The organism is Dietzia sp. KRD202, assembly GCF_017168155.1.
Classification (GTDB): Bacteria; Actinomycetota; Actinomycetes; order Mycobacteriales; family Mycobacteriaceae; genus Dietzia; species Dietzia kunjamensis.
This window is the reverse complement of the sequence record NZ_JABFAN010000019.1, coordinates 207,652-223,726: the sequence shown is the minus strand read 5'-3', so window position 1 is coordinate 223,726 and position 16,075 is coordinate 207,652. Positions and strand designations below refer to the sequence as shown.

Sequence of the window (16,075 nt, the reverse complement as noted above, 5' to 3'; positions counted from 1 at the left end):
TGCGAATGTTCTCTTGTATGGGATCCGGCGCCCCTCGGGGCATCCCGGTGTTCCCGCCGCGGCCGGTGCTCTTCTCACCGGGGCGCGACCAGACGACTGGGCCGTCTGCCCGCCGCCGGGGAACCGCGATGCGGTGCCCCGGCGGGGACGGCCGGTCCGGCCGGTGGAGGAGGTCAGTCCTCCTTGAAGGGGAATCCGAGCTGCTTGAGCAGTGCCCGGCCCTCTTCGTCGTTCGTTGCGGTCGTGACGACCGTGATGTCCATGCCCCGGGGGCGGTCGACCTTGTCGACGTCGATCTCGTAGAACATCGTCTGCTCGTTGAGGCCGAACGTGTAGTTGCCGTGGCCGTCGAACTGCTTGCCCGAGAGTCCCCGGAAGTCACGGATACGCGGGAGCGCGACGGTCGTCAGGCGATCGAGGAACTCCCACATGCGGTCGCCGCGCAGGGTGACGCGCGCGCCGATCGGCATGCCCTCGCGCAGCTTGAACTGTGCGATGGACTTGCGGGCCCGACGGACCTCCGGCTTCTGGCCGGTGATCAGCGTGAGGTCGTTGATGGCGCCGTTGATGAGCTTGGCGTCGCGGGCGGCGTCACCGACACCCATGTTGACGACGACCTTCGCGACGCCCGGGATCTGCATGACGTTGGCGTACTCGAACGTCTCGTTGAGTGCCGGCCGGATCTCGCTGCGGTACTTGTCCTTGAGGCGAGGGGTGTACCCGGAGGGAAGAGCGGTCTCAGTCATGGTCACAGGTCCTTCCCGGTCTTGCGCGAGACACGGACGCGCTTGCCGTTCTCGTCGGTGCGGATTCCGACCCGGGTCGGGGTGCCGTCGGCGTCCACGACCATCACGTTGGACACGTGGATCGGGGCCTCCTGGGTGACGATGCCGCCCGAGGAGGCGCCGCGCTCGGCAGCCGAGTTGGAGGTGTGCTTCTTGATGCGGTTGACGCCCTCGACGAGGACCTTCTCCTGAGCCGGGAAAGCCTGGATGACCTTGCCCTTGGCGCCCTTGTCCTTACCGGAGATGACCAGCACCGTGTCGCCCTTGTGAACCTTCATGTCAGAGCACCTCCGGAGCCAGCGAGACGATCCGCATGAACTTCTTGTCGCGCAGTTCGCGGCCGACGGGCCCGAAGATGCGCGTTCCGCGCGGATCGTTGTCGTTCTTGATGATGACGGCGGCGTTCTCGTCGAACTTGATGTACGAGCCGTCCGGGCGACGGCGCTCCTTGGCGGTGCGCACGATGACGGCCTTGACGACCTCACCCTTCTTGACGTTGCCACCGGGGATGGCGTCCTTGACGGTGGCGACGATGATGTCGCCCACGCCTGCGTAGCGGCGCTTGGAACCGCCGAGAACGCGGATGCAGAGAATCTCCTTGGCACCCGTGTTGTCGGCGACCTTCAGCCGCGACTCCTGCTGGATCATGGTTCTCCTGACCAGGTCTGTTCAATGTGTGCCGGATACCGACCCGACACACGCGGTCATGCCACCCGTCGACACGTCGAGACGTGCCAGGTCGGGCAACTGGTCCAGTGTAGGGTGCGCATGCACCGGGACCCAAATCCCGGTCAGCTACCGCTCGAACCGGCCGATCCGGATCCACGCAGGGAACCCGTCGAACCGCTCGATCCCGATGAGCCGGCAGCGCTAGCCCCGGAGTCCGCCACTCCCCCCGTCGTCCTCCGCCCGTTGGGCGCGGCGTCGGGCAGTCCGGAGAGGACGTGATCCATCCCCGGCCGCATCTCGGTGACGAAGACCGGCCAGTTGTGGATCCCGGAGGGCATGTAGTTCATCCTCAGGTCGACCCCGGGAACCGAGGCGAGCGCGGCCTCGAGTGCACGGGTGCTCTCGTAGGAGCCCTTCTCGAGGACATGTCCGTCGATGAGCACGAGTTCGTTGCTGCCGAAGCGGCCGAGCTCGCTGGAACCCACCAGCCCGGTCGCGGCGCTGAGGTAGACCGCCTTGCCCTCGAGCCCGGAGGGGTCCGCCACGGTGTCGTGCTCCACCCACTCCCGGGACCCGCGCGGCCCCCACATGTTGGTGACGTCCCCGTGGCGAGCGGCCACGGTGAGTCGCGCGTACTGGTAGCCGAGCTCGTCGGTGGTCGAATAGGCGCCGCTGATACCGGCGGCGCCTCCGAACATCTCGTTCCTGTTGGCCAGATGAAGCGCCGCGGACGCCCCCATCGACACGCCCATGACCCCCCAGCTCCCGTTGTGGGCGAGCGGCCCCGCGGCCCCGGGTAAACCGGCCTCGAGCAGCGGCGGCAACTCCTCGGTGAGGAACGTCTCCCAGTTGTTGGGGCCCAGAACGGGATCGTCCGCCTGCCAGTCGGACCACATCGACGCCGGGCCGCCCGTCGGAACGATCACGTTCACCGCGCGGTCGCGCAGCGCGGGATCGCCCCAGCCCATACCCGTGCTCCACCCGGACGGGACCTCGGAACCGACGCCGTCGAGGAAGTACACGTTGGGCGCGTCGACGCCCGCCGGGGCGCGGTAGACCTCGACGCGGACCGTCCGTTGCATGGATTCAGACGTCACGGTCCACACCTCGGCGCGACGATCCACCGCCTCCGTCGACGCCGGGAAGAGAGGCTCGATCCGCTGCACGGTGGAGGACACGATGGACCCGTCCCGTGTCGCGCGGGGCCCGGCCGGGGGTTGGGAGCTTCCCGGACGGGGGAAATCGCTGGAACCGATGGCGCCGACGGATCCGAGGACGGACGTGACCGGGATCGGGGCACCGAACTGGGTCGACGCGGCGATACTGAGCGATGGTGCGCCCAACAGGCTCCCGGGCGCCACGCTGGGAACGAGGGATCCCGGATCGACTGACCCCGGGCCCGTGCTCTGGGCACCGGCGACGGGAAGCCCCGTGGCCGTCGTCGTGATCACGACCGCGCCGATCGCGAGCGCACTCAGACCACGACGGCAATCGCCCCGCCCACTCCCCCGTCGGCCGAAATGTGGTTCGTTCCCCATATGACGATCCTGTCCTCTCGGCCAGCGTCGGACGCTGACACACTACTCAAAATTCGTTACACCACGGTGATCCGTTACATTCGGCCGTCCCGTGCGCCCCCGCAACGCGAAACGGCCCGGCCCCGGAGTCCCGGGGCCGGGCCGTTCGCATATGTCGAGTGGGGGCTTACTTGGCCCGCTCGAGCACCTCGACGAGGCGATACCGCTTGGAAGCGGACAGCGGGCGGGTCTCCATGATCCGCACGCGGTCGCCGACTCCGGCGGTGTTGGTCTCGTCGTGGGCCTTGACCCGCTCGGTACGGCGCATGATCTTGCCGTACAGCGGGTGCTTCACGCGGTCCTCGAGCTCGACGATGATGGTCTTCTCCATCTTGTCGGACACGACGTACCCGATGCGCACCTTGCGGCTGTTGCGCTCGGTGTTCTCGTTGGACTCAGTCACAACTGCTTCCTTGTCACTCACTTGGCATCACCCGGCGCCGCCGACAGACCGAGCTCGCGCTCGCGAATGACGGTGTAGATGCGAGCGATGTCGTGGCGGACGACACGCAGGCGACGGTTGTTGGTCAGCTGACCGGTGGCCATCTGGAAGCGCAGGTTGAACAGCTCTTCCTTGGCCTCACGCAGACGCGCGGTCAGCGCATCCGCATCGAGCTCACGCAGCTCGGGGGCGGTGGTTCCACTAGCCATCAGAACTGCTCCTCCCGGGTCACGATGCGGGTCTTGCACGGGAGCTTGTGCTGCGCGCGGCGAAGGGCCTCGCGAGCGGTCTCCTCGTTCGGGTACGACATCTCGAACAGGATGCGGCCCGGCTTGACATTGGCCACCCACCACTCGACCGAGCCCTTACCGGAACCCATCCGCACCTCGGCGGGCTTCTTGGTCAGGGGACGATCCGGATAGATGTTGATCCACACCTTGCCACCGCGCTTGATGTGGCGGTTGATGGCGATACGTGCGGACTCGATCTGACGGTTGGTGACGTAGGCCGGCTCGAGAGCCTGGATGCCGTAGTCACCGAATGTCACCTTGGTGCCACCCTTTGCCCCGCCCTTACGGCCGGGGTGGTGCTGCTTGCGGTGCTTGACGCGCTTGGGGATAAGCACTGTCACGCCTCCCTGGTCTGGTTCTGCGGTGCCTCGGCAGGAGCCTCGGCGGCCGAGCCGGAACCGGCGCGGCCGGTCTCGGTGCTGGTCGCAGTGGTGCCCTGGGCCCCGGAGCGACGCGGACGACCGGCGCCACGCTCGCGGCGGGGACCGCGGTCGGCACCGCCACGGTTGCTGGACTGGGCGTACTGGTCGGACTCGCGACGGCCGCCGACCACGTCACCCTTGTAGATCCACACCTTGACACCGATACGACCGAAGGTCGTCTTGGCCTCGTAGGTGCCGTAGTCGATCTCGGCACGCAGGGTGTGCAGGGGGACGCGCCCCTCGTGGTAGCGCTCCGAACGGGACATCTCGGCACCGCCGAGACGACCCGAACAGACCACCTTGATGCCCTTGACCTGGGGCTGACGCATGGCCGACTGGATGCCCTTGCGCATCGCGCGACGGAACGCCACACGATTCGAGAGCTGCTCGGCGATCCCCTGGGCGACGAGCTGGGCGTCGGCCTCGGTGTTCTTGATCTCGAGGATGTTGAGGTGGACCTGCTTGGCGGTGAGCTTCTCGAGCTCCCCGCGAAGACGGTCCGCCTCGGCGCCCCGACGGCCGATCACGATGCCCGGGCGGGCCGTGTGAATGTCCACGTGGACCCGGTCACGGGTCCGCGAGATGTCGACCCCGGAGATACCGGCCCGCTCCATGCCCTTGGACAGGAGCTGACGGATCTTGATGTCCTCGGCGACGTAGTCGGCGTACTGCTTGTCGGCGAACCACTTGGACGTCCAGTCCGAGGTGATGCCGAGACGGAAGCCGTGCGGCTGGATCTTCTGTCCCATTTAGCGGGCACCTCCCTGGTTGCGACGTGCCCGACCGGAGCCGGTCTTCTCGGGCACGCTGGTCACCTCGATGGTGATGTGGCTCGTACGCTTACGCACGCGGAACGCACGACCCTGGGCACGCGGGCGGAAACGCTTGAGGGTCGGCCCCTCGTCGGCGTAGGCCGCCGTGACCACGAGGGTCCGGGGGTCCAGGTCGAGGTTGTTCTCGGCGTTGGCCATCGCGGAGGCGAGGACCTTGGCGACCGGCTCGCTGGCGGCCTGCGGGGCGAACCGCAGCGTGTTCAGCGCGTCGGCGGCGTCCTTGCCGCGGATGAGGTCGATCACACGACGCGCCTTCATGGGCGTGACGCGGACGAACTTGGCGGTGGCACGCGCGGAGAGCTTCTGCTCGGCCGTCGCCGTGCCGTCGTCGGTCTTCTTCGTATCAGTGCTCATCGACGCTTACTCTTCCGATCGTCCTTGATGTGCCCCTTGAACGTGCGCGTCGGCGCGAACTCGCCGAGCTTGTGACCCACCATCGAGTCGGACACGAACACGGGCACATGCTTGCGGCCGTCATGGACGGCGAACGTGTGGCCGATGAAATCGGGCAGGATCGTCGAGCGCCGCGACCAGGTCTTGATGACCTGATGCGTGCCCTTGTCGTTCTGCACGTCCACCTTCGCGAGGAGGTGTTCGTCGACGAACGGACCCTTCTTGAGACTACGAGGCATCCTAGTTTCCCTCCTTAACGCTTCTTACCGGTGCGACGGCGACGGACGATCATGCTGTCACTCGCCTTGTTGGGCTTGCGGGTCCGGCCCTCGGGCTGGCCCCACGGGCTGACGGGGTGACGTCCACCGGACGTCTTACCCTCGCCACCACCATGCGGGTGGTCGACGGGGTTCATGACCACGCCACGGACGGTCGGGCGAACGCCCTTCCACCGCATGCGGCCGGCCTTACCCCAGTTGATGTTGGCCTGCTCGGCGTTGCCGACCTCGCCGATCGTGGCGCGGCACCGCACGTCGACCCGGCGGATCTCACCGGAGGGCATGCGGAGGGAGGCGTAGGTCCCCTCCTTACCGAGCAGCTGGATGCCGGCGCCGGCGGCGCGGGCCATCTTGGCGCCGCCGCCCGGACGGAGCTCCACCGCGTGCACCACGGTGCCTGCGGGGATGTTCCGGAGCGGGAGGTTGTTGCCGGTCTTGATGTCGGCGCCTGCACCCGACTCGACCTTCATGCCCTGCTTCAGGTTGCGCGGGGCGAGGATGTACCGCTTCTCGCCGTCCGCGTAGTGCAGGAGGGCGATGTTGGCGGTGCGGTTCGGGTCGTACTCGATGTGCGCGACGGTGGCGAGCACGCCGTCCTTGTCATTACGACGGAAGTCGATGACGCGGTACTGGCGCTTGTGGCCACCGCCCTTGTGGCGGCTGGTGATACGGCCGTGACCGTTGCGGCCGCCGGTCTTGCTCAGCGGGCGCAGCAGCGACTTCTCGGGCGTCGAGCGGGTGATCTCGGCGAAGTCCGAGACGCTCGAGCCGCGACGACCGGGGGTCGTGGGCTTGTACTTGCGGATAGCCATGAGGTTCTCTCGTCCTTAACTCTTCCCGCCGTCAGGCGGTCAGACCCGGGATCTCGATGGGCTTGCTGTCGGCCGCGAGGGTCACGATGGCGCGCTTGGTGCTCTTGCGCTGTCCGTACCCGGTGCGGGTGCGCTTGCGCTTGCCCTGACGGTTGGCGGTGTTCACGGACTCAACGGTGACGCCGAAGATCTCCTGGATGGCGATCTTGATCTGCGTCTTGTTGGCGCCCGGGGCGACCTGGAACGTGTACACGCCCTGCTCGAGCAGGCCGTAGGCCTTCTCGGAGACGACCGGGGCGAGGATCACGTCCCGGGGATCGGCGACGGTGCTCACTTGTCGGCCTCCTTCGCTGCCTTGCCGGCGAACGCACGGCTCGCCTGCGTGACGAACGCGTCCAGAGCCTCGACCGAGAACACGACGTCGTCAGCGTGGAGCACGTCGTAGGTGTTGAGCTGATCCGGAGCGATCGGATGGACGTGATCGAGGTTGGCCACGGAACGCCATGCGGCGACGTCCTCACGACCGACGACGATCAGGATCTTCTTGCGGTCGGACAGGGTGCCCAGGAAGTCGCGGACACCGGCCGTCGACGGCTTCTGTCCCTCGACGAACTCGGTCACCACGTGGAGGCGATCGGCCGAGACCCGGTCGGAGAGGGCACCGCGGAGCGCGGCGGCCTTCATCTTCTTGGGGGTGCGCTGCGAGTAGTCACGCGGCTTCGGGCCGTGGACGGTGCCGCCGCCGGTGTAGGCGGGGGCGCGGGTCGAACCCTGACGGGCGCGGCCGGTGCCCTTCTGGCGGAACGGCTTGCGGCCGCCGCCGCGGACCTCGCCACGGGTCTTGGTCGAGTGCGTGCCCTGACGCGCCGCGGCGAGCTGAGCCACCACGACCTGGTGCATCAGGGGCAGGTTGGGCTCGACGCCGAAGATCTCGGCGGGGAGCTCGACCGAACCGTCGGTCTTGCCCGCCGGGGTACGGACGTCCAGCTTGAGGTTCACGGTGTTCTCCGTGGTGGTCATGCGCGCGCACCGCCCTTCACTGCGGAACGGACCATCACGAGGCCGCCGTTACGACCCGGGATGGCTCCCTTGATGAGGAGGACGCCGGCCTCGGCGTCCACCTTGTGGACCTTGAGGTTCATGGTGGTCACGCGATCGTTGCCCATGCGGCCGGCCATCGACTTGCCCTTGAAGACGCGGCCCGGGGTCGATGCCCCGCCGATGGAACCCGGCTTGCGGTGTACGGCCTGCGTACCGTGCGAGGCACCCTGGCCGGCGAAGCCGTGGCGCTTCATGGTACCGGCGAAGCCCTTGCCCTTGGAGGTGCCGGTGACGTCGACGAACGCACCGTCCTCGAACACGTCGGCGCCGATCTCCTGGCCGATCTCGAACCCGGCGGCCTGCTCGGCGTTGTCGAGTCGGATCTCGGCGAGGTGACGACGGGGGGTGACCCCGGCCTTATCGAACTGGCCGGCCACCGGCTTGGTGACCTTGCGGGGGTCGATCGCGCCGAACGCGATCTGGACGGCGTTGTAGCCGTCGGTCTCTTGGGTACGGATCCCGGTCACGACGCACGGCCCGGCCTTGACGACGGTAACCGGAACCACCCGGTTGTTCTCGTCGAAGACCTGGGTCATGCCGAGCTTGGCGCCCAGGATTCCCTTGATCTCGGTGTTAGTCATCTGTTCACTGTCTCCGCTGCACGTTGCTTGCTGACCGCTACGCGGTCGGAGGTCACTGGATGTTGACGTCGACGCTGGCAGGCAGGTCGATACGCATGAGAGCGTCCACGGTCTTCGGCGTGGGGTCGAGAATGTCGATCAACCGCTTGTGGGTACGCATCTCGAAGTGCTCACGCGAATCCTTGTACTTGTGCGGCGAGCGGATGACGCAGTAGACGTTCTTCTCGGTGGGCAGCGGCACGGGACCGACGACACGAGCACCCGTACGGGTCACCGTCTCGACGATCTTGCGGGCCGAGGCGTCGATAGCTTCATGGTCGTAGGCCTTGAGCCGGATGCGGATCTTTTGTCCCGCCACTTCGTCCTCTTCTCCTCCCGCCCGTGAGGGCGGCTGTCGTAAGCGCCCTCGCTGCGCGGGGACACTGTGTGTTCGCTTGTCATGTGTGACACCGTCAGACCGTCTACCACCCGGTCCCGTGCATCGGTGCTCCATCGTGGAGGACCCCGCCGCGCGCCCACGGGCATGACACGACTACGAGACCTCCAGAGGACGGAGTGCCACATCGCTCGCGCGAGGCGAGGATGACGGCGGACCGATCCGCTGCCGCTGTTGACGTGTCACGACGCGTCCACGCGGTCGGGCGTGTCGCCCTCCCGCTTTTCCGGCGGGTGATCACTCACCCGCCCCGGTCGTGCTCGCCCGACCAACCCGACTCTCCCCGGGGCCCATCGGGCCCATACGGGATCGCCGCCTTGTCCGGGCAACTTGACCAGTATGCAGTACATCGGCCGGAAGGGCAAAATCCCGGACGTCCCGGCGTCCTCGGGTGCGTCACGGACCCCGGCACGACGACCGGGTACTTCGGTAGCGTCGGGAAGACCAGAGTCCACACTCGGAGGAGACCACATCGTGAACAGCAGACGCGAGCCGCGGGACCCCGCCGCCTACAAACGGGACAGGCGGCAGGCGGTCCTGCGCCACCATCCGGACGCGGGCGGCGATCCCGATGAACTCTTCCGGGCACTCGCGGAAGTCGACCGCCGGCACGGGGTATCCGGTCCCGGGTACGACGCGCACGGCGCGAGTGCCGAACAGGTCGCCGCCGTCGCCGCGGCTGCGCTCGCCGGGGTCGCCGCGGTGGGGTTGTCGGTCGCGATGACCATCCTCGGTCGTCGCAGGTAGCCCGATCGTCGCAGGTCGCCCGGTCGTCCACTCCCCCGGGCGCGGGTGAACCACTCCTCAATACGGAAAGGGCGCCCCACCTGACGGTGGGGCGCCCTTCCTCGATCGACGCGGGGATTCACCCGGACCGAGCGGTCAGTGGATCACTTGATGATCTTGGTGACCTGTCCGGCGCCGACGGTGCGGCCACCCTCGCGGATCGCGAAGCGCAGGCCCTCATCCATGGCGACCGGCTGGATGAGCTCGACGCTCATCTCGGTGTTGTCGCCCGGCATGACCATCTCGGTGCCCTCGGGGAGGGTCACGACGCCGGTCACGTCCGTGGTACGGAAGTAGAACTGCGGGCGGTAGTTGTTGAAGAACGGCGTGTGACGGCCGCCCTCGTCCTTGGACAGGATGTACGCCTGGCCCTCGAACGTGGTGTGCGGGGTGTAGGCGCCCGGCTTGATGACGACCTGGCCACGCTCGACGTCCTCGCGCTTGAGACCACGGACGAGCAGACCGACGTTGTCGCCGGCCTCGCCGTAGTCGAGCAGCTTACGGAACATCTCGATGCCCGTGATGGTGGTCTTGGTGGCCTTCTCCTTGATGCCGATGAGCTCGACATCCTCGTTCACGTTGATCTGGCCACGCTCGATACGACCGGTGACGACGGTGCCACGACCGGTGATCGTGAAGACATCCTCGACGGGCATGAGGAACGGCTTGTCGGTCTCACGCTCGGGATCCGGGACGGAGTCGTCGCAGGCCTGCATGAGGTCGACGATGGCCTGGACCCACTTCGGGTCACCCTCGAGCGCCTTGAGCGCCGAGATGTGGACGACCGGAGCGTCCTCGTCGAAGTCCTGCGACGCCAGCAGCTCGCGGACCTCCATCTCGACGAGCTCGAGGATCTCCTCGTCGTCGACCATGTCGCACTTGTTCAGGGCGACGAGGATGTAGGGCACACCGACCTGACGGGCGAGCAGCACGTGCTCACGGGTCTGCGGCATGGGGCCGTCGGTGGCCGCCACGACGAGGATCGCGCCGTCCATCTGGGCGGCACCGGTGATCATGTTCTTGATGTAGTCGGCGTGACCGGGGGCGTCGACGTGCGCGTAGTGGCGCTTCTCGGTCTGGTACTCGACGTGGGAGATGTTGATCGTGATACCACGAGCCTTCTCCTCCGGCGCCTTGTCGATCTCGTCGAACGCGAAGGCGTCGTTGAGGTCGGGGTAGGTGTCCGCCAGGACCTTGGTGATGGCCGCGGTGGTGGTGGTCTTGCCGTGGTCGACGTGACCGATGGTGCCGATGTTTACGTGCGGTTTGGTCCGCTCGAACTTCGCCTTCGCCACTTGGTGTCCTCCTGGACTGGTCTGTCCCCACCGGTAGGTGGGCACTGCTTTGTGTGGGATCTGATCTTACTCATCGTGCCGTGTTGAGCACGAACCGGCGGCCACCCGGAGGTTCGACCGTGCGCCGCCGGCATCGGCCCCACCCCGCCTGACGGCGGGGCGGGACCAGCACCGGTTACTCGCCGGTCGCCTTGGCGATGATCTCCTTGGCCACGCCGGCCGGAACCTCGGCGTAGTGGGAGAAGACCATCGAGTAGTTGGCCCGGCCCTGCGTCTTCGACCGGAGGTCGCCGACGTAGCCGAACATCTCGGAAAGAGGCACATTGGCCTTCACGACGCGGGCGCCGGAGCGCTCCTCCATCGCCTGGATCTGGCCGCGGCGGGAGTTGATGTCGCCGATGACGTCACCCATGTAGTCCTCGGGCGTGACGACCTCCACGGCCATCAGCGGCTCCAGGATCACGGGCTGGCACTTACGGGCGGCCTCCTTGAAGGCCATGGAGCCCGCGACCTTGAACGCCATCTCGGACGAGTCGACCTCGTGGTACGCACCGTCGACCAGCGTCGCCTTGACGTTGACCATCGGGTAGCCGGCGAGGATGCCGTACTGCATGGCGTCCTTGATGCCGGCGTCCACGGAGGGGATGTACTCCTTGGGCACGCGGCCACCGGTGACCTTGTCGCTGAACTCGTAGGTCTCGCCGGACTCGACGGCCTCCTGGTCCAGCGGCGCGAGCGCGATCTGCACCTTCGCGAACTGACCGGAACCACCGGTCTGCTTCTTGTGGGTGTAGTCGAACTTGTCGATCGAGCCCTTGATGGTCTCGCGGTACGCGACCTGCGGCTTGCCGACGTTGGCCTCGACCTTGAACTCGCGCTTCATGCGGTCCACGAGCACGTCCAGGTGGAGCTCGCCCATTCCGCCGATGACGGTCTGGCCGGTCTCCTCGTCCAGGCGCACCGAGAACGTCGGATCCTCACGGGCCAGCTTCTGGATGGCCGTGCCGAGCTTCTCCTGGTCGGCCTTGGTCTTGGGCTCGATCGAGACGTCGATGACCGGGTCCGGGAACGTCATAGACTCGAGGATGACCTGGTTGTTCAGGTCGCACAGGGTGTCACCCGTGGTGGTGTCCTTGAGCCCGATGAACGCGTAGATGTGGCCGGCGACGGCCTCCTCCACGGGCATCTCCTTGTTGGCGTGCATCTGGAAGAGCTTGCCGACGCGCTCCTTCTTGCCCTTGGTCGCGTTCTGCACCTGGGTGCTCGGGTCGATCCGGCCCGAGTAGACGCGCACGAAGGTCAGCTCGCCGAAGAACGGGTGCACCGCGATCTTGAACGCGAGCGCCGCGAACGGCTCGTCCTTGGACGGCTTGCGGAGGATCTCCGTCTCCTCGTCCCCGACCTTGTGGCCGTGGACCTCGCCGACGTCCAGCGGGTTGGGGAGGTAGGCGATGACGGCGTCGAGCAGCGGCTGGATGCCCTTGTTCTTGTACGCCGAACCACACAGCACCGGGTAGATCTCGGCGTTGACGACCATCTTGCGGATCGCCGCCTGGATCTCGTCCTTCGTCAGCTCCTCGCCACCGAAGTACTTCTCCATCAGCGCCTCGTCGCTCTCGGCGACGGTCTCGAGGAGCTTCTCGCGGTACTCCTCGGCCTTTTCCTGCAGGTCGGCCGGGATGTCCTGCACCTGCGCCTCGGTGCCGATGTCGGTCTTGCCGGGCCAGACGAGCGCCTTCATCTCGACGAGGTCGACGACACCGTCGAACTCGTCCTCGGCGCCGATCGGGAGCTGCAGGACCAGCGGCTTCGCGCCGAGACGGTCGACGATGGTCTGGACCGTGTAGAAGAAGTCCGCGCCCATCTTGTCCATCTTGTTGACGAAGCAGATGCGGGGCACGTCGTACTTCTCGGCCTGACGCCAGACCTGCTCGGACTGGGGCTCGACGCCCTCCTTGCCGTCGAAGACGGCGACGGCGCCGTCCAGGACGCGCAGGGACCGCTCCACCTCGACGGTGAAGTCGACGTGGCCCGGGGTGTCGATGATGTTGATCTGGTTGTTGGACCAGAAACAGGTGACGGCGGCGGACGTGATCGTGATGCCGCGCTCTTTCTCCTGCTCCATCCAGTCGGTGGTCGACGCACCGTCGTGCGTCTCGCCTGCCTTGCGGTTGACACCCGTGTAGAACAGGATGCGCTCGGTGACGGTGGTCTTACCGGCGTCGATGTGCGCCATGATGCCGATGTTGCGGACCTTGTTGAGGTCGGTCAGCACGTCCTGTGCCACGGATTCTCCCGAATGTGAGTCGTCGGTGGCCCGTGCGGTCGCTGTCGACCGTCCGAACCGGGTCGGTAGTGCTGCCGGTACCTGCACGCGGGGCGTGAGGTACGGGCCTTGATCAATGATGCCACCCGGCGGGTGACAACGGGACCCTGGCCGGGGGGACGTGGATACCCACGCCCCGGCCTGGGTCCCGACGCGTCACCAGCGGTAGTGAGCGAACGCCCGGTTTGCCTCGGCCATCTTGTGGGTGTCCTCGCGGCGCTTGACCGCGGCACCCAGACCGTTGGAGGCGTCCAGGATCTCGTTGGCCAGACGCTCGACCATCGTGTTCTCACGACGCTGCCGGGAGAACGTCACCAGCCAGCGCATCGCCAGGGTCGTCGAACGACCGGGGCGGACCTCGACGGGCACCTGGTAGGTGGCGCCGCCGACACGACGGGAGCGGACCTCGAGAGCCGGCTTGACGTTGTCGAGCGCCTTCTTGAGGGTGATGACCGGATCGGTTCCGGTCTTCTCGCGGCAGATCTCCAGCGCGGAGTAGACGATGCGCTCGGCGGTCGTCTTCTTGCCGTCGAGGAGGATCTTGTTCACGAGCTGGGTGACCAGCGGCGACCCGTAGACCGGGTCGTTGATCAGCTGGCGCTTGGGGGCGGGACCCTTACGAGGCATTACTTCTCCTTCTTGGCGCCGTAGCGGGAGCGGGCCTGCTTGCGGTCCTTCACACCCTGGGTGTCGAGCGAGCCGCGGATGATCTTGTAGCGCACACCCGGGAGGTCCTTCACACGACCGCCACGCACGAGCACCATGGAGTGCTCCTGCAGGTTGTGGCCCTCACCGGGGATGTAGGCGGAGACCTCGATACCGGTGGTCAGGCGCACACGGGCGACCTTACGGAGCGCGGAGTTCGGCTTCTTGGGGGTCGTGGTGTACACGCGGGTGCACACGCCGCGACGCTGAGGCGAACCCTTGAGGGCAGCCGTCGACGTCGCCGACTTCTTGTCCTGGCGGCCCTTGCGGACCAGCTGGTTGATGGTTGGCATGAACCGACTTTCTCTAGCTGGCGGCCTCCACTGGGGGCGACCACCGGTCACTGGGACGTTGCTCGTATCCGGACTCTCGCGCGCCTGTCGCCGCGCACAGCCGACCACGTCAGCCGCTCTCGCTGGCCTACCGGGCACGATCCTCCAGCTCGCGTACTGCGAGCACGATGGTCAAGCCTAACCGCCGGGGGATGCAGTGGTCAAAATGGGCCGTTCGCGGCGTCGCGCGCGGGCGTCGCGCCGGCCTCCTCGAGGACCATGTCCAACGTGTGGGCCCAGAATCGCACGATCTTGTCACGCCGCGCCGAGTCGTCGGACAGGACGTCCGCGAGCCCCAGGCCCCGGGCGAGGTCCAGGGTGGTCTGGAGTGCGCGCCGGATCCGGACGTCACCCGGGTCGCGCCCCAGGGCGGCGGCGGCGATGGACAGGACCTCACGCGACATGTGGTTCTCGAGCGGGAGCACGCGGTCCCTGAGGGCGGGATCGGAGGCCGCCGCGGTCCAGACGTGGAGCGCGGCCTTGAACAGGTCGGACGTGTAGTGCCCGACTATGAGCCGGACCACGGCGACCGTCCGCTCGGGTCCGGGCTCGGGCAGGTCGAGACCCACGCTCCGGACGTCCTCGAGTCGCTGTTCGATCATGTGCCCGAGCGCGGCGGTGATGAGGTCCTCGCGCGTCGGGAAGTGGTGCTGGGCGGCGCCCCGTGAGACGCCGGCGGCGGCGGCTACCGCACCCACGGTGGTCGCCGCCCAGCCCTGCGTCGCGAGGAGGTCGATCGAGGCACCGAGCAGACGCTCCCGCGTGATACGGCTTCTGTCCTGCTTGGGGGCGCGCTGCTCGGGTGCCGTCATGTGTCCTCCTGTTACCAGTCCTGCTCGTCGTAGATGATCACTCCGCGGATGTTGTTGCCGTCGCGCATGTCCTGGTACCCCTGATTGATCTCCTCGAGGCGGTACGTCTTGGTGACGAGCTCGTCGAGCTTGAGGTTCCCGGCGCGGTACTGGTGGAGCAGGTGCGGGATCTGCTTGCGCGGGCCGGTGCCCCCGAAGATGGCGCCCTGGAGGGTCTTCTGCTGCATCGCCAGGTCGAGGATGGAGATCTGGGCGTCGACGGCCATCATGTCCCCGAGCCCCACGACCACACACCGTCGCCCCTTGCCCGTCAAGGTGAGACCGGGCAGGAGATCGTTACCGTTGACGACCCCCATGGTGAGGATGACCAGATCGGCCATCCGACCCCAGCTGATCTCCCCGACCAGTGCCATCGCCTCGTCCATGGAGGCGCAGGTGTGGGTGGCCCCGAACTCCATGGCCTTCTCGCGCTTGAACTCGACCGGGTCGACGGCGACGATCGCGCGCGCTCCTGCGGCTGCGGCGCCCTGGACCGAGTTGATACCGATCCCGCCGATGCCCACGACGACGACGACGTCGCCCTCCTTGGCGCCGCCGATCTCGGTCGCCGATCCCCAGCCCGTGGCGACGCCGCAGCCCAGCAGGGCCGCCTTGTCGAGCGGGATGTCCTTCTCGATCTTGACGACGGAGGACTGGTGGACGGTCACGTACGGCGAGAACGTCCCGAGTACACACATCGAGGCGACCGGCTCACCCGCGGCGGTGTGGACCCGGTAGGTGTCGTCGCTGATCGCGCGACCGGTCAGCAGGCCGGCACCGTTGTCGCAGAGGTTCTGGAGCCCCTCCGCGCAGGGCGGGCAGGTGCCGCAGGCGGGGATGAACGCCAGGACGACGTGGTCGCCCTCCTCGATCCCGGTGACGCCCTCCCCGACCTTGGTGACGACACCGGCACCCTCGTGCCCGCCGATGATGGGGTAGGTCTCGAACTGCAGGTCGCCGGTGAGCAGGTGCTCGTCCGAGTGGCAGAGGCCGGACGCGGCCAGCTTGACCTGGACCTCACCGACCCGGGGATCGCCCAGATCGACCTCGACGACCTCCCAGCCGTCCTGCTTGGGCTCCCTGATGATGGCGGCCTTGGTACGCATGCGTGTGCTCCTCGTGCGAAGGGGGTGATGTGACACTGGTCACGTGACCAGTGCC

22 protein-coding genes are annotated in these 16,075 nt (G+C 67.2%); 1 reads left to right on the top strand and 21 read right to left on the bottom strand.

Translation table 11 applies throughout. From position 1 onward, the window contains the following. Nucleotides 1-173: 173 nt before the first annotated feature. From rplE to rpsJ, 15 genes are all read right to left on the bottom strand, one after another. A complete protein-coding gene (gene rplE / locus J1M64_RS16695; protein ID WP_067716660.1) occupies nucleotides 174-746 on the bottom strand; it encodes a 50S ribosomal protein L5 in 573 nt (190 codons plus the stop codon). Between the two features lie 2 nt (nucleotides 747-748). Further along, a complete protein-coding gene (rplX, locus tag J1M64_RS16690; RefSeq protein ID WP_007628110.1) occupies nucleotides 749-1,063 on the bottom strand; it encodes a 50S ribosomal protein L24 in 315 nt (104 codons plus the stop codon). A 1-nt stretch (nucleotide 1,064) separates the two neighbouring features. Further along, nucleotides 1,065-1,433 (bottom strand): 50S ribosomal protein L14, encoded by a 369-nt coding sequence (rplN, locus tag J1M64_RS16685; protein WP_007628112.1) that lies wholly within the window; start codon nucleotides 1,431-1,433, stop codon nucleotides 1,065-1,067. Between the two features lie 143 nt (nucleotides 1,434-1,576). After that, on the bottom strand, nucleotides 1,577-2,632 hold the full coding sequence (locus J1M64_RS16680; protein WP_240341252.1) for an alpha/beta hydrolase family protein: 1,056 nt from the start codon (nucleotides 2,630-2,632) through the stop codon (nucleotides 1,577-1,579). Between the two features lie 526 nt (nucleotides 2,633-3,158). After that, a complete protein-coding gene (gene rpsQ / locus J1M64_RS16675) occupies nucleotides 3,159-3,455 on the bottom strand; it encodes a 30S ribosomal protein S17 (RefSeq protein WP_172812145.1) in 297 nt (98 codons plus the stop codon). Beyond that, nucleotides 3,452-3,682 carry a 50S ribosomal protein L29 gene (gene rpmC, locus J1M64_RS16670; RefSeq protein ID WP_017838199.1) on the bottom strand — a complete coding sequence of 77 codons (231 nt, stop codon included), beginning with the start codon at nucleotides 3,680-3,682 and terminating at the stop codon, nucleotides 3,452-3,454. The genes rpsQ and rpmC overlap by 4 nt, the downstream gene beginning before the upstream one ends. Then, nucleotides 3,682-4,098 (bottom strand): 50S ribosomal protein L16, encoded by a 417-nt coding sequence (gene rplP, locus J1M64_RS16665; protein ID WP_010541175.1) that lies wholly within the window; start codon nucleotides 4,096-4,098, stop codon nucleotides 3,682-3,684. Before rplP ends, rpmC begins: the two co-directional genes overlap by 1 nt. Nucleotides 4,099-4,100: 2 nt before the next feature. Beyond that, nucleotides 4,101-4,934 (bottom strand): 30S ribosomal protein S3, encoded by an 834-nt coding sequence (rpsC, locus tag J1M64_RS16660; RefSeq protein ID WP_067716670.1) that lies wholly within the window; start codon nucleotides 4,932-4,934, stop codon nucleotides 4,101-4,103. Then, complete coding sequence (gene rplV / locus J1M64_RS16655; protein ID WP_120284053.1) at nucleotides 4,935-5,372, bottom strand: 50S ribosomal protein L22; 438 nt, start codon at nucleotides 5,370-5,372, stop codon at nucleotides 4,935-4,937. Further along, nucleotides 5,369-5,650, bottom strand: a complete 282-nt coding sequence (gene rpsS / locus J1M64_RS16650; protein ID WP_007628126.1) for a 30S ribosomal protein S19 — start codon at nucleotides 5,648-5,650, stop codon at nucleotides 5,369-5,371. Before rpsS ends, rplV begins: the two co-directional genes overlap by 4 nt. A 14-nt stretch (nucleotides 5,651-5,664) precedes the next feature. Then, nucleotides 5,665-6,501 (bottom strand): 50S ribosomal protein L2, encoded by an 837-nt coding sequence (gene rplB, locus J1M64_RS16645; RefSeq protein WP_067716676.1) that lies wholly within the window; start codon nucleotides 6,499-6,501, stop codon nucleotides 5,665-5,667. A 31-nt stretch (nucleotides 6,502-6,532) separates the two neighbouring features. Beyond that, nucleotides 6,533-6,835, bottom strand: coding sequence for a 50S ribosomal protein L23 (gene rplW, locus J1M64_RS16640; protein WP_067716678.1), 303 nt, complete (start codon nucleotides 6,833-6,835; stop codon nucleotides 6,533-6,535). After that, the gene (rplD, locus tag J1M64_RS16635; RefSeq protein WP_067716681.1) at nucleotides 6,832-7,521 is read right to left on the bottom strand and encodes a 50S ribosomal protein L4; all 690 of its coding nucleotides are present in this window, start codon (nucleotides 7,519-7,521) and stop codon (nucleotides 6,832-6,834) included. Before rplD ends, rplW begins: the two co-directional genes overlap by 4 nt. Then, complete coding sequence (gene rplC, locus J1M64_RS16630) at nucleotides 7,518-8,183, bottom strand: 50S ribosomal protein L3 (RefSeq protein ID WP_206474886.1); 666 nt, start codon at nucleotides 8,181-8,183, stop codon at nucleotides 7,518-7,520. Before rplC ends, rplD begins: the two co-directional genes overlap by 4 nt. Before the next feature lie 52 nt (nucleotides 8,184-8,235). Continuing rightward, nucleotides 8,236-8,541 (bottom strand): 30S ribosomal protein S10, encoded by a 306-nt coding sequence (rpsJ, locus tag J1M64_RS16625; protein ID WP_003938093.1) that lies wholly within the window; start codon nucleotides 8,539-8,541, stop codon nucleotides 8,236-8,238. A 552-nt stretch (nucleotides 8,542-9,093) separates the two neighbouring features. Between rpsJ and J1M64_RS16620 the strand changes: the two genes are divergently transcribed. After that, entirely contained in the window at nucleotides 9,094-9,366 is a 273-nt protein-coding gene (locus J1M64_RS16620; RefSeq protein ID WP_206474885.1) for a hypothetical protein, read from the top strand. A gap of 143 nt (nucleotides 9,367-9,509) precedes the next feature. Here the strand turns inward: J1M64_RS16620 and tuf are convergent, their stop codons facing one another. From tuf to J1M64_RS16590, 6 genes are all read right to left on the bottom strand, one after another. Next, nucleotides 9,510-10,700 (bottom strand): elongation factor Tu, encoded by a 1,191-nt coding sequence (gene tuf / locus J1M64_RS16615; protein WP_067716691.1) that lies wholly within the window; start codon nucleotides 10,698-10,700, stop codon nucleotides 9,510-9,512. A 175-nt stretch (nucleotides 10,701-10,875) separates the two neighbouring features. After that, nucleotides 10,876-12,987, bottom strand: a complete 2,112-nt coding sequence (gene fusA, locus J1M64_RS16610) for an elongation factor G (RefSeq protein WP_206474884.1) — start codon at nucleotides 12,985-12,987, stop codon at nucleotides 10,876-10,878. 195 nt (nucleotides 12,988-13,182) lie between these two features. Next, nucleotides 13,183-13,653, bottom strand: a complete 471-nt coding sequence (gene rpsG / locus J1M64_RS16605) for a 30S ribosomal protein S7 (protein WP_067716696.1) — start codon at nucleotides 13,651-13,653, stop codon at nucleotides 13,183-13,185. Next, nucleotides 13,653-14,024: a 30S ribosomal protein S12 gene (rpsL, locus tag J1M64_RS16600; RefSeq protein ID WP_010541164.1), complete on the bottom strand. Its 372-nt coding sequence runs from the start codon at nucleotides 14,022-14,024 to the stop codon at nucleotides 13,653-13,655. The genes rpsG and rpsL overlap by 1 nt, the downstream gene beginning before the upstream one ends. Nucleotides 14,025-14,224: 200 nt before the next feature. Beyond that, nucleotides 14,225-14,875 (bottom strand): TetR/AcrR family transcriptional regulator, encoded by a 651-nt coding sequence (locus J1M64_RS16595; protein WP_206474883.1) that lies wholly within the window; start codon nucleotides 14,873-14,875, stop codon nucleotides 14,225-14,227. A gap of 11 nt (nucleotides 14,876-14,886) precedes the next feature. After that, nucleotides 14,887-16,020, bottom strand: coding sequence for an NDMA-dependent alcohol dehydrogenase (locus tag J1M64_RS16590; RefSeq protein ID WP_067716701.1), 1,134 nt, complete (start codon nucleotides 16,018-16,020; stop codon nucleotides 14,887-14,889). Nucleotides 16,021-16,075: the final 55 nt, after the last annotated feature.